Source organism: Bacillus cereus group sp. BfR-BA-01349 (assembly GCF_022663795.1).
GTDB lineage: Bacteria > Bacillota > Bacilli > Bacillales > Bacillaceae_G > Bacillus_A > Bacillus_A cereus.
This window is the reverse complement of sequence record NZ_JAKUGE010000019.1, coordinates 49,030-62,455: the sequence shown is the minus strand read 5'-3', so window position 1 is coordinate 62,455 and position 13,426 is coordinate 49,030. Positions and strand designations below refer to the sequence as shown.

The window sequence follows — 13,426 nt, the reverse complement described above, 5'->3', positions numbered from 1 at the left end:
ATTTGAAATGGGAAAAATAGCATTTCTTTTTCCGGGCCAAGGTTCACAGGCAGTTGGAATGGGTAAACAATTAGCAGAGAATAATAAAGAGGTTGCAAAAGTGTTTGCAAAAGCAGATGAGGTGTTGCAAGATTCACTTTCAGAAGTGATTTTTGAAGGACCGCAGGAAAAGCTTACATTAACAACAAATGCGCAGCCTGCATTATTAACAACGAGTTTTGCTATTTTGACAGCTTTGAAAGAGTATGACATTACACCTGACTTTGTCGCTGGTCATAGTTTAGGTGAATATAGCGCTCTTGTAGCAGCTGGTGCATTAACTTTTGAAGATGCTGTATATGCTGTAAGGAAACGCGGGGAATATATGGAAGAAGCTGTTCCGGGAGGGGAAGGCGCAATGGCAGCTATATTAGGTGCTGACCCACATATGCTGAAACAAGTTACAGAAGAAGTAACAAGTGAAGGATATGCAGTGCAAATCGCTAATATGAATAGTACGAAGCAAATTGTAATTTCTGGAACGAAGCAAGGCGTAGAGGTTGCCTCTCAAAGAGCGAAAGAAAATGATGCAAAGAGAGCGATTCCACTAAAAGTAAGTGGGCCATTCCATTCTTCACTTATGAAGCCGGCAGCTGAGAAGTTCCAAAGTGTTTTAAATGAAATTACAATTCATGACACGAATATTCCTGTTATTGCAAATGTTACGGCGGAAGTTATTACACGTGGTGCAGACATTCAAGAAAAGTTAATCGAACAGCTTTATTCGCCTGTATTATGGTACCCGTCTATTGAATATATGGTGAAGCAGGGAGTAGATACATTTATTGAAATTGGACCTGGAAAAGTACTTGCCGGACTTATGAAGTCAATTGATTCATCAGTAAAAGCATATGCGATATACGATGAAGAGACATTAAAAGATACCATTTCAAATTTGAGAGGAGAAAACTGATGTTAAAAGGGAAGGTAGCATTAGTAACTGGCGCTTCACGTGGAATTGGTCGCGCGATTGCGATCGATTTAGCGAAACAAGGGGCAAATGTAGTAGTAAATTATGCTGGCAATGAACAAAAAGCAAATGAAGTAGTAGATGAAATTAAAAAATTAGGTTCTGATGCAATTGCGGTAAGAGCAGATGTTGCAAATGCTGATGATGTTACAAATATGGTGAAACAAACAGTAGATACATTTGGACAAGTTGATATTCTTGTAAATAATGCTGGTGTAACGAAAGATAATTTATTAATGCGTATGAAAGAAGAAGAATGGGATACAGTTATTAATACAAACTTAAAAGGTGTATTCTTATGTACAAAAGCAGTATCTCGTTATATGATGCGTCAACGTCACGGTAGAATTATAAATATCGCTTCTGTTGTTGGTGTCATAGGAAACCCAGGACAAGCTAATTATGTTGCTGCTAAAGCGGGTGTTATTGGATTAACAAAAACATCTGCAAAAGAGTTAGCAAGTCGAAATATTACAGTGAATGCAATTGCGCCGGGCTTTATTGCGACTGATATGACGGATGTACTAGATGAGAATATTAAAGCTGAAATGTTAAAAGTTATTCCAGCTGCTCAATTTGGTGAAGCGAAAGATATCGCGAATGCTGTAACGTTTTTTGCTTCTGATCAAAGCAAATATGTTACAGGTCAAACGTTAAATGTTGATGGCGGTATGGTAATGTAATAAAAGAATCGATTTCACCTAGTTTTTTTGGTCAATATTTAATATAATATTTGAGGGGAGGTGAATGGAATGGCAGATGTTTTAGAGCGCGTAACAAAAATCATCGTTGATCGTTTAGGAGTAGAAGAGACTGAGGTAGTACCAGCTGCAAGCTTCAAGGAAGATTTAGGAGCAGACTCCCTAGATGTAGTAGAACTTGTAATGCAATTAGAAGATGAATTCGAAATGGAAATTTCTGATGAAGATGCTGAAAAGATTGCTACTGTTGGCGATGCTGTGACTTACATAGAGAGGCATCTATAATGCTTAAGTGAAGTCCCGTTTTTTAGCGGGGCTTTCTGGCTTATATCTGGAGGGACCTATGCCGTACCGAAAATATAGAGAAAAAAAATACGAAACAAAATATCGTGAAGCATTTAAAGTGTTTCAAGAAAAGATAGGTATTACGTTTACAGATGAAAAATTATTGATTCAAGCATTTACGCATTCATCGTATGTGAATGAGCATCGAAAAAAACCGCATGAAGATAATGAGCGTCTTGAATTTCTTGGAGATGCAGTATTGGAACTGACTGTATCACAGTATCTGTTTCAAAAATATCCGACAATGAGCGAAGGAGAGTTAACAAAACTACGTGCAGCTATTGTATGTGAGCCATCTCTTGTTCGTTTTGCGAACGAATTGTCATTTGGCAGCCTTGTTTTATTAGGAAAAGGTGAAGAAATGACAGGTGGACGTGAACGACCAGCTTTATTAGCGGATGTCTTTGAAGCGTTTATTGGTGCCCTTTATCTTGATCAAGGGCTAGAAACAGTTTGGGAATTCTTAAAAGAAATTGTATATCCGAAAATTAATGAGGGTGCTTTTTCTCATGTGATGGATTATAAGAGTCAGTTGCAAGAATTGATTCAGCGTGATGGCAGTGGCAATGTTGAGTATCAAATTTTGCAAGAAAAAGGACCAGCTCACAATCGAGAATTTGTGTCACGTGTTACGTTAAATAACGTAGCTTTAGGTCTTGGTAGTGGTAAGTCGAAAAAAGAAGCAGAGCAACAAGCTGCTGCAGAAGCATTGAAAAAATTAAAAGAACAACTATAAGGAATCCCCCTTTGAATGAGGGGGATTCCTTATGCATAGAATGAAACTTTCTTTTTGTTTATAAAGAAAAAGAAGGTAAATCCGTATAATACTTGTTTTTATATAGAGAACATTTATAACGACGGAGAATAGGAGGAAGGCCTTTCGTGTTTTTAAAAAGATTAGAAATAGCAGGGTTTAAGTCTTTTGCTGAGCGTGTATCTGTTGATTTTGTCCCAGGTGTAACTTCTGTAGTAGGACCTAATGGAAGCGGGAAAAGTAATATTACTGATGCAATTCGCTGGGTACTTGGTGAACAATCTGCAAAATCATTACGTGGTGCAAAGATGGAGGATATTATTTTTGCAGGCAGTGATACGAGGAGAGCGGTTAATGTTGCTGAAGTAACAATAACTTTAAATAATGAAGATCAACGTTTACCAATTGAATACAATGAGGTGTGTGTAACACGTCGTGTATCTCGTTCAGGTGATAGTGATTTTTATATTAATAAACAATCATGTAGATTGAAAGATATTATCGATTTATTTATGGACTCTGGTATGGGAAGAGAAGCTTTTTCAATTATTAGCCAGGGGAAAGTGGAAGAGATTTTAAGTAGTAAGTCAGAAGAGCGTCGAGGTGTATTTGAAGAAGCGGCAGGCGTATTAAAATACAAACTTCGCAAAAAGAAAGCTGAAGGAAAATTAGCAGAAACACAAGAAAACTTAAATCGTGTACAAGATATAATTCATGAATTAAGTAGTCAAGTAGAACCTTTAGAAAGACAAGCTTCTATTGCGAAAGATTATCTTGAGAATAAAGAAGAATTAGAGAAAGTAGAAGCTGCGCTTATTGTCCATGAAATTGAAGAACTGCATGAGAAATGGGAAGCGCTTCGAAATCAGTTTGGGCATAATAAAAACGAAGAAGCTAAAATGTCAACGAATTTACAAAAAAGTGAAGAAGAGCTTGAGGAATTACGAGGACAATTACAGGCGGTAGATGAGTCTGTAGATTCGTTACAAGAAGTACTTCTTCTTTCTAGTAAAGAGCTAGAAAAACTAGAAGGGCAGCGAGAGTTGTTAAAAGAGAGAAAGCAAAATGCCACGACGCATTGTGCGCAACTTGAGCAGTTAATTGTTGAATTAACAGAGAAAGCTAAAAGTTACGATGGTGAGATTGAGTCAAGTACAGAAGCTTTAATGCAATTTGTGAATGAAGTAAAAGAGTTGGAGCAAAAATTGCATGATAATGAGCAACTGCTTGCTACTTTTGCTGACAATTTAGAGGAACAGATTGAGAATTTAAAAGGTGACTATATTGAGCTTTTAAATCAACAAGCTAGTCATCGTAATGAATTATCTATGATTGAAGAACAATCGAAACAGCAAACGTCTAAAAACGAGCGTCTAGATGAAGAGAATGCGAAATATGTAGAAATGCGTATGGAAATTACAGCGAAAAAGACGAAACTTGTAGAAAGTTACGAACAAGCGAAAGAAAAAGTAGCTGGCATTCTCTCAAATATACAGAAGACAGAGGCGGCGCTTGGGAAATGTAAGACGCAGTATAGTGAAAATGAAACAAAACTGTATCAAGCATATCAATTTGTGCAACAGGCACGTTCTCGAAAAGAAATGCTTGAAGAGATGCAAGAAGATTATTCTGGATTCTATCAAGGTGTACGTGAAGTATTGAAAGCTAGAGAAAATAGGTTGCAAGGTATCGAGGGTGCTGTTGCGGAACTGTTAACGGTACCGAAAGAATACGAAGTTGCAATGGAAATCGCTCTAGGTGCAGCGATGCAGCATATTGTTGTACAAACAGAGGAACATGCTCGTAATGCGATTGCATTTCTAAAGCAAAATAAACATGGACGTACAACGGTTTTACCGCAAGCTGTTATTAAAAGCAGATCGTTATCATTTGAGCAATTACGCATTGCAAATCAACACCCATCGTTTGTAGGTGTGGCGGCAGAACTTGTGCAGTACAACAATAAATATGAAAATGTAGTTTCAAATTTATTAGGTACTGTTATTGTTGCGAAAGATTTACGTGGAGCAAATGAGTTGGCGAAACAACTGCAATACCGTTATCGTATTGTAACAATCGAAGGTGACGTAGTGAATCCTGGCGGTTCTATGACTGGTGGGGCGGTAAAGCAAGCGAAATCTTCTTTATTAGGACGCCAACGTGAACTGGAAGAGTGGACTCGCAAGTTAACTGATATGGAAGAAAAAACAACGAAGTTAGAAAACTTTGTTAAAGCAGTAAAACAAGAGATTCAAGAAAAAGAAGTGAAAATACGCGAACTAAGGCAAACTGTAGAAGCAGATCGTGTAGATGAGCAGAAATTAAGAGAAGAGATTAATCGTTTAGAATTAGAAGAACATCGTATTAATGATCGGTTGTCTATTTATGATTTAGAGATTGAAGGTTTTTTACAAGATCGAGTAAAAATGCAAGGGCGTAAAGAGGAGTTAGAAGGGGTTTTAACGAATCTTCAAGCTGAAATCACTAAGTTAGATAGTAAAATTGTAGCTTTAACAAAACAAAAAAGTGAGCAACATTCTTCGAAAGAAAAAGTTCAAAAAGAAATGACTGAGTTAAAAGTGCTGGCAGCTGAAAAGCAACAACGCTTATCTAATCAAAAAGAAAAAGTTGAACGATTGACGAAGGAAAAAGAAGAAACGGATGCGACACTTGTAAAAACGAAAGAGGATTTAGCGTTCTTAAAACAAGAAATGACATCTAATTCAAGTGGTGAAGAGCAAATTACGAATATGATTGAGAAGAAAGCATATGATCGTAATCAAACTTCAGAATTAATTCGCTCTCGTCGTGAACAACGTGTATCGTTGCAAGAGAGAGTAGAACATTTAGAGCACCATTTGAAAGAAACGACAGGTAAACATAAATATATTCTTGAAATGTTGAAAGATCAAGAAGTGAGAATAAATCGACTTGATGTAGAGTTGGAAAATAGATTACAACATTTACGTGAAACATATACGATTTCATTTGAAGCGGCAAAACTAAAATATACAATGACAATGCCTGCAGAAGATGCGCGTAAGAAAGTAAAATTAATCAAATTATCCATAGAAGAGTTAGGTACAGTGAACCTAGGGGCAATTGATGAATATGAACGTGTAGCGGAGCGTCATACATTCTTACTAGAGCAGAGAGACGACCTAGAAGAAGCGAAAGCGACATTGCACCAGCTTATTACCGAAATGGATGAAGAAATGAAAAAACGCTTTTCTACTACGTTTGAAGGCATTAGAATGGAGTTTCAATCGGTATTCTCTGAATTATTTGGAGGCGGTAGAGCGGATTTAGTAATGACTAATCCAGAGGATTTACTAAATACGGGTATTGATATTGTAGCACAACCGCCAGGGAAGAAACTGCAGAACTTAGGTTTACTTTCAGGTGGAGAGCGTGCTTTAACAGCAATTGCGCTTTTATTTGGTATTTTAAAAGTACGCCCAGTACCGTTCTGTGTACTAGATGAGGTAGAGGCAGCCCTTGATGAGGCGAATGTAGCTCGTTTTGCACAGTATTTAAAGAAATTCAGTGATGAGACGCAGTTTATTGTAATTACACATAGAAAAGGTACAATGGAAGAGTCTGATGTGTTGTACGGTGTAACAATGCAAGAATCGGGGGTATCTAAACTTGTTTCGGTTCGTTTAGACGCCGGAGAAGAACTTATTGCAAGTGAATAGGAAGGATGGGAAAGTATGAGTTTTTTTAAAAAACTAAAAGAAAAAATTTCAAAACAAACGGATACAGTTACAGAGAAATTTAAACAAGGATTAGAAAAAACGAGAAATTCATTTGCGGATAAAGTGAATGATTTAGTGTATCGTTACCGCAAAGTGGACGAAGATTTCTTCGAAGAGTTAGAAGAAATTTTAATCGGTGCAGACGTTGGCGTTGCGACGGTAATGGAATTAATTGACCAATTGAAAGAAGAAGTACAACGTCGTAACATTCAAGATCCAAAAGAAGTACAAGCTGTTATTTCAGAAAAACTAGTAGGAATTTACAAAGGTGACAGCGATTTTAGTAACGAAATTAATATGCAAGAGGACCAATTAACGGTCGTTTTATTTGTTGGTGTTAATGGTGTAGGAAAAACGACGACAATTGGTAAACTGGCGCATAAGTTTAAATCAGAAGGTAAGTCAGTCCTATTGGCGGCAGGAGATACATTCCGTGCTGGAGCGATTGAACAATTAGAAGTATGGGGCGATCGCGTTGGTGTAGAAGTGATTAAACAAGGATCTGGATCTGATCCAGCGGCGGTTATGTATGACGCTGTACAAGCAGCGAAAGCACGTAAGGTAGATGTATTACTATGTGACACAGCAGGACGCTTGCAAAATAAAGTGAACTTAATGAAAGAGTTAGAGAAGGTGAAGCGTGTAATTGAGCGTGAAGTACCAGGTGCTCCTCATGAAGTATTGCTTGTTATTGATGCGACAACGGGACAAAACGGTTTAAGCCAAGCGAAAACATTCCGTGAAGCAACGAATGTAACTGGTATTGTTTTAACGAAGTTAGATGGAACTGCTAAAGGTGGTATTGTATTAGCGATTCGTAACGAAATGGATGTACCGGTGAAGTTTGTTGGATTAGGAGAGCAAATGGATGACTTGCAGCAGTTTGATCCAGAACAATATGTGTATGGTTTATTTGCGAACTTAGTAGAAACAGAAGAAGTATAAGCGAAAGAAGCGGTATTTCCGCTTCTTTTTCTATAAAAAATATATGATGTTAAGAAAAAAACTTGACACTCTTTTGGACTACATGTAAACTAATTCATGTAAAGGGAAATCACTTAACAAAGGATGATCCAACATGCTCGAAAAAACAACGAGAATGAACTATTTATTTGATTTTTATCAATCGTTGTTAACGCAAAAACAAAGAAGTTATATGTCGCTTTATTATCTAGATGATTTATCTCTTGGTGAAATTGCGGAAGAATTTGATGTAAGTCGCCAAGCCGTGTATGATAACATTAAACGGACTGAAGCGATGCTTGAAGAATATGAAGAAAAATTAGTATTACTTCAAAAGTTTCAAGAGCGACAGCGACTTGTTGCAAAGCTAAAACAGCTAATCAGCGAAGAAGAGCATGTGAATGAAGAAATGAAACAAGTTGTTGAAGCTATCGAAAAATTAGATTAGGAGGGCGGCAATATGGCATTTGAAGGATTAGCCGACCGACTTCAACAGACAATGCAAAAAATCCGCGGCAAAGGAAAAGTTTCTGAAGCCGATGTGAAAGAAATGATGAGAGAAGTTCGTCTAGCTCTTTTAGAAGCGGATGTTAACTTTAAAGTAGTAAAAGATTTTGTGAAGCGTGTGTCTGAACGTGCTGTCGGACAAGATGTAATGAAAAGTTTGACACCTGGACAACAAGTAATTAAAGTTGTACAGGAAGAACTTACAGAACTTATGGGCGGAGAGCAAAGCAAAATTGCTGTTGCTAATAAGCCACCGACTGTTATTATGATGGTTGGTCTGCAAGGTGCGGGTAAAACAACGACGACAGGTAAGCTTGCGAATTTGCTTCGTAAAAAGCATAATCGTAAACCGATGCTTGTTGCAGCGGATATTTACCGTCCAGCAGCGATTAAACAGCTTGAAACATTAGGGAAGCAATTGGACATGCCTGTATTTTCTTTAGGAGATCAAGTAAGTCCTGTTGAAATTGCGAAACAAGCGATTGCAAAAGCAAAAGAAGATCATCACGATTATGTTTTAATCGATACAGCGGGTCGCCTGCATATTGATGAAGAATTAATGGATGAATTAGCGAAAGTGAAAGAAGTTGCGAAACCGGATGAAATTTTCCTTGTTGTCGATGCGATGACGGGGCAAGACGCGGTAAATGTTGCACAAAGTTTCCATGAACAGTTAGGTTTAACAGGTGTTGTATTAACGAAATTAGATGGTGATACGCGCGGTGGTGCTGCATTATCTATTAAGGCTGTAACAAACACGCCGATTAAATTTGCTGGTATGGGTGAAAAACTAGATGCAATTGAAGCGTTCCATCCAGAGCGTATGGCATCCCGTATTTTAGGGATGGGCGATGTCTTAACATTGATTGAAAAAGCGCAAGCTACAGTTGATGAAGAGAAAGCAAAAGAACTTGAGCAAAAAATGCGTACGCTTTCGTTTACGCTTGACGATTTCCTAGAACAACTTGGACAAGTGCGCCAACTTGGGCCGCTTGATGAATTGTTAGGAATGCTTCCTGGTGCAAATAAAATTAAAGGGCTGAAAAATGCGCAAGTTGATGAAAAACAAATTGGGCATATTGAGGCAATTATTCGTTCTATGACTAAATTAGAACGAGAACAACCGGAAATAATCAATGCTAGTCGCAAAAAGCGCATTGCCAAAGGTAGCGGTACAACTGTACAAGAAATCAATCGTCTAATTAAGCAATTCGATGACATGAAAAAAATGATGAAGACGATGACGGGAATGCAAAAAGGTAAGAAAAAAGGACTAGGTGGATTGAAGTTTCCATTCATGTAAGGAAAAAAAGATGGCTCTGTTAAGAAAAAATACTTTACAAAGCAATAGTCTTTTTGCTAATATAATTATCTGTGTGAAATAAATTCGGAGGTGCTTTATAAATGGCAGTTAAAATTCGTTTAAAACGTATGGGAGCTAAAAAAACTCCTTTCTATCGTGTAGTTGTTGCAGATTCTCGTTCTCCTCGTGACGGACGTTTCATTGAGGAAATCGGAACTTACAATCCAGTTGCTCAACCAGCTGAAGTTAAGATCAACGAAGAAGCAGCATTAAAATGGTTAGGAAATGGTGCTAAACCATCTGATACAGTTCGTAACTTATTCTCTAACCAAGGTATCATGGAGAAATTCCACTTATCTAAACAAGGTAAGTAATTGAGGCAATGACTATGAAGAAGTTAGTCGAGACGATTGTCAAGCCTCTTGTCGATTATCCTGAAGATGTAAAAGTTACACAGGAACTTTGCAACGGAGAGATAAAGTATCGATTAACTGTACATCCTGAGGATGTTGGAAAAGTCATTGGAAAGCAAGGGAGAGTTGCGAAAGCGATTCGAATGCTCTTGTATTCAGTGGGACATCATAATGATGAAAAAGTAACACTGGAAATTCAATAAACGTAAAAAGGGCGAGGAGTTATTCCTCTCCCTTTTTTAACATTTAAATAGAGATTGCATGTTCCATCTGTGAAATGGAGATGCTTAATTTATATAGAAACCAGGGGTGACATACTATTTATGACAAAATGGTTTAATGTAGGGAAAATTGTAAATACTCATGGCGTAAGAGGAGAAATCCGTGTTATTTCTCGTACTGATTTTCCAGAAGAGCGATATAAAGTAGGAAACACGCTATACATATCGAATGAGAAAGGCACAGACTATCTTCCGGTAAAGGTAACTTCTCATCGCCAACATAAGACATTCGATTTATTAACATTTGAAGGATATAACAATGTAGATGAAGTAGAGAAGTTTAAAGGTTCTTTAATAAAAGTACCAGAAGAGCAGTTAGGTGAACTTGCTGAAGGTGAATACTACTATCATGAAATTATTGGTTGCAGTGTTGTAACGGAAGAAGGAGAAGCGCTAGGGACAATCAAAGAGATTCTATCTCCTGGTGCAAATGATGTTTGGGTAATTAAACGCCCGAAGGGTCAAGATCTCTTAATTCCTTATATCGATGACGTTGTACTTCAAGTTAATATTGAAAATAAATTAGTAACCATTCATGTAATGGAAGGGCTGCTATAATGAAAATTGATATTTTAACGTTGTTCCCAGACATGTTTACCGGTGTATTTGGATCTTCTATATTAAAGAAGGCGCAAGAAAAAGAAGCGGTAAACCTTCGTGTTGTTAACTTTCGTGATTATACAACAAGTAAGCATAATAGCGTAGACGATTATCCTTACGGCGGAGGAGCTGGTATGGTGCTTACTCCTCAGCCTATTTTTGATGCTGTAGAAGATTTGACGAAAGAGACAGAGCGTAAGCCGAGAGTTGTCTTAATGTGTCCGCAGGGCGAAAGATTTACGCAGAAGAAAGCGGAAGAGCTTGCAGGGGAAGAACATTTAATCTTCGTATGTGGGCATTATGAAGGATATGACGAACGAATTCGTGAGCATCTCGTAACGGATGAGATTTCTATTGGTGACTATGTATTAACGGGCGGAGAATTAGCCTCTATGGTTATTACTGATAGTGTGGTACGTCTCTTGCCAGGGGTGCTAGGAAATCATGCTTCACAAGTAGAGGATTCGTTTAGTACAGGTTTATTAGAGCATCCTCATTATACACGTCCAGCTGATTTTCGTGGTATGAAGGTACCGGATGTATTAATGTCAGGGAATCATAAAAACATTGATGAATGGCGACATAAGGAATCTTTGCGCCGAACGTATACGCGTAGACCTGATTTATTAGATGAGAGAGAGTTATCTAAACAAGAGAAAAAATGGCTTGAGGAAATAAAGCGAGAGCAGTAATAACTTCATATATTTGCTATTGCAACAGGCCTAGTAATATGCTATTATAACATTTGTGCTACTGAAATCAGTAGCCGTATTAACGATGTTCCGCTGTAATTTATTAAGACTTTATAAGAGCATCTGTTTAAAGGAGAGAATTTAATATGCAACAATTAATCGCAGAAATTACAAAAGGCCAATTAAAAACTGACCTTCCTTCATTCCGTCCTGGTGACACTTTACGTGTACACGTAAAAGTTGTTGAGGGAACTCGTGAAAGAATTCAGCTTTTCGAAGGTGTTGTAATTAAACGTCGTGGTGGCGGAATCAGTGAAACATTCACAGTTCGTAAGATTTCTTACGGTGTAGGTGTTGAGCGTACATTCCCAGTTCACACGCCAAGAATCGCGAAAATCGAAGTACTTCGCCGTGGTAAAGTACGTCGTGCTAAGTTATACTACTTACGTAACCTTCGCGGTAAAAAAGCACGTATTAAAGAAATTCGATAAGACATGTATGGGAGCTTGTAAATGCACAAGCTCCCTTTTTCCAATCTATATGAAATTTTGGTATAATACGAGCAGTTTACATAACCGTGGAGGGGAAATGCATGAAAAAAGAGAAGAGTTCACTTTGGGAATGGATTAAAGCAATTTTGATTGCTGTTGTATTAGCTGGTGTTATTAGACAGTTTTTCTTTGCGCCAATTCTCGTAGACGGGGTATCGATGGCACCTACTTTACATGATCGTGATCGAATGATTGTGAATAAAATTGGTTATCACATTGGAGATCCAAAACGCTTTGATATTATCGTATTTCGAGCAACAGAAGATAAAGATTACATTAAGCGCATTATAGGCCTGCCAGGCGATGAAATAGAGTATCGTAATGATAAACTGTATGTTAACGGAAAGGCTTATGAGGAGCCGTATTTAGACAAGCAGAAAAAGCAAATTGCTGACGGACCGCTTACATATGATTTTAATCTTGAAGAAATGACAGGCAAGAAAACCGTTCCAAAAGACCAATTATTTGTTTTAGGTGATAATCGTCGTTTTAGTAAAGATAGCCGTTCAATCGGTACGATTTCAATGGATCAAGTAATTGGTAAAGCTAATATGTTATATTGGCCGTTAGAAGACGCACGTATTGTGAAATAAATGAAAAAGAAGGTGGCAACATGGTAATTCAATGGTTTCCAGGGCATATGGCGAAGGCTAGACGCCAAGTAACGGAGAAATTAAAATTAATTGATGTTGTAATTGAACTTGTAGATGCTCGATTACCATTATCATCTCGAAACCCAATGATTGATGAAATCATTACACATAAGCCAAGGCTTGTTGTTTTAAATAAAGCGGATATGGCGGATGATCGTTTAACAAAACAATGGATCGCATATTTTAAAGAAAAAGGCCATATGGCAATTTCGATTAACGCGCAAGCTGGACAAGGTATGAAGGAAATTGCAGCAGCTTGTAAAGTGCTTGTTAAAGAAAAATTTGATAAAATGGTTGCAAAAGGTATTAGACCGAGAGCGATTCGTGCATTAATTGTAGGTATACCAAATGTTGGTAAATCTACATTGATTAATAAATTGGCAAAGAAAAATATTGCTAAAACAGGAGATCGTCCAGGTGTGACAACAGCTCAACAATGGATTAAAGTTGGGAAGGAAATGGAATTGTTAGATACACCAGGTATTCTGTGGCCTAAATTTGAAGATCAATTAGTGGGTCTTCGCTTAGCGACAACGGGTGCAATTAAAGATTCAATTTTAAATTTACAAGATGTAGCTGTTTACGCATTACGTTTTATGGAGAAACATTATCCAGAACGCTTGAAAGAACGCTATAATTTAAATGAGATTCCAGAAGATATTGTGGAATTATTCGATGCAATTGGAAAAAATAGAGGCTGCTTAATGGGCGGCGGAATGATTGATTATGATAAGACATCTGAGCTTATACTTCGTGAGCTTCGTGGTGGCAAACTTGGAAAAATGACGTTTGAAACACCGGAAGAGTTTGCAGAGCAAGTAGAAGATGTGGAAAAAATAGAAGAAGTATAAGACGTGCGTTTGTGCGTCTTTTCTTTTTGGATACGTTTAAAAAGG

At 37.6% G+C, this 13,426-nt stretch carries 15 protein-coding genes; all 15 read left to right on the top strand.

Annotation, left to right across the window (positions count from 1 at the left end):
* The first annotated feature begins 7 nt into the window (after positions 1-7).
* Positions 8-952, top strand: a complete 945-nt coding sequence (gene fabD / locus MR169_RS12705; RefSeq protein WP_242319481.1) for an ACP S-malonyltransferase — start codon at positions 8-10, stop codon at positions 950-952.
* Positions 952-1,692 carry a 3-oxoacyl-[acyl-carrier-protein] reductase gene (gene fabG / locus MR169_RS12700; protein ID WP_000911773.1) on the top strand — a complete coding sequence of 247 codons (741 nt, stop codon included), beginning with the start codon at positions 952-954 and terminating at the stop codon, positions 1,690-1,692. The genes fabD and fabG overlap by 1 nt, the downstream gene beginning before the upstream one ends.
* A 69-nt stretch (positions 1,693-1,761) precedes the next feature.
* On the top strand, positions 1,762-1,995 hold the full coding sequence (acpP, locus tag MR169_RS12695; RefSeq protein WP_242319480.1) for an acyl carrier protein: 234 nt from the start codon (positions 1,762-1,764) through the stop codon (positions 1,993-1,995).
* Between the two features lie 58 nt (positions 1,996-2,053).
* Positions 2,054-2,791, top strand: a complete 738-nt coding sequence (rncS, locus tag MR169_RS12690) for a ribonuclease III (protein WP_001146875.1) — start codon at positions 2,054-2,056, stop codon at positions 2,789-2,791.
* Positions 2,792-2,937: 146 nt separating this feature from the next.
* Entirely contained in the window at positions 2,938-6,507 is a 3,570-nt protein-coding gene (smc, locus tag MR169_RS12685; protein ID WP_242319479.1) for a chromosome segregation protein SMC, read from the top strand.
* Positions 6,508-6,522: 15 nt separating this feature from the next.
* Complete coding sequence (gene ftsY / locus MR169_RS12680; RefSeq protein ID WP_000007655.1) at positions 6,523-7,512, top strand: signal recognition particle-docking protein FtsY; 990 nt, start codon at positions 6,523-6,525, stop codon at positions 7,510-7,512.
* 133 nt (positions 7,513-7,645) lie between these two features.
* Positions 7,646-7,978 carry a putative DNA-binding protein gene (locus MR169_RS12675; RefSeq protein ID WP_000891062.1) on the top strand — a complete coding sequence of 111 codons (333 nt, stop codon included), beginning with the start codon at positions 7,646-7,648 and terminating at the stop codon, positions 7,976-7,978.
* A 12-nt stretch (positions 7,979-7,990) separates the two neighbouring features.
* Complete coding sequence (gene ffh / locus MR169_RS12670; RefSeq protein ID WP_000863460.1) at positions 7,991-9,340, top strand: signal recognition particle protein; 1,350 nt, start codon at positions 7,991-7,993, stop codon at positions 9,338-9,340.
* Between the two features lie 101 nt (positions 9,341-9,441).
* The gene (rpsP, locus tag MR169_RS12665; RefSeq protein ID WP_000268750.1) at positions 9,442-9,714 is read left to right on the top strand and encodes a 30S ribosomal protein S16; all 273 of its coding nucleotides are present in this window, start codon (positions 9,442-9,444) and stop codon (positions 9,712-9,714) included.
* A 14-nt stretch (positions 9,715-9,728) separates the two neighbouring features.
* Positions 9,729-9,956, top strand: a complete 228-nt coding sequence (locus MR169_RS12660; RefSeq protein WP_000737401.1) for a KH domain-containing protein — start codon at positions 9,729-9,731, stop codon at positions 9,954-9,956.
* A 120-nt stretch (positions 9,957-10,076) separates the two neighbouring features.
* Positions 10,077-10,592 (top strand): ribosome maturation factor RimM, encoded by a 516-nt coding sequence (gene rimM, locus MR169_RS12655; RefSeq protein ID WP_000170278.1) that lies wholly within the window; start codon positions 10,077-10,079, stop codon positions 10,590-10,592.
* Positions 10,592-11,326, top strand: coding sequence for a tRNA (guanosine(37)-N1)-methyltransferase TrmD (gene trmD, locus MR169_RS12650; protein ID WP_000686903.1), 735 nt, complete (start codon positions 10,592-10,594; stop codon positions 11,324-11,326). Before rimM ends, trmD begins: the two co-directional genes overlap by 1 nt.
* 146 nt (positions 11,327-11,472) lie before the next feature.
* Positions 11,473-11,817, top strand: coding sequence for a 50S ribosomal protein L19 (rplS, locus tag MR169_RS12645; protein WP_001186516.1), 345 nt, complete (start codon positions 11,473-11,475; stop codon positions 11,815-11,817).
* Positions 11,818-11,918: 101 nt separating this feature from the next.
* A complete protein-coding gene (gene lepB / locus MR169_RS12640; protein WP_000711853.1) occupies positions 11,919-12,470 on the top strand; it encodes a signal peptidase I in 552 nt (183 codons plus the stop codon).
* Between the two features lie 20 nt (positions 12,471-12,490).
* The gene (gene ylqF / locus MR169_RS12635; protein ID WP_000236701.1) at positions 12,491-13,381 is read left to right on the top strand and encodes a ribosome biogenesis GTPase YlqF; all 891 of its coding nucleotides are present in this window, start codon (positions 12,491-12,493) and stop codon (positions 13,379-13,381) included.
* Positions 13,382-13,426 lie beyond the last annotated feature (45 nt).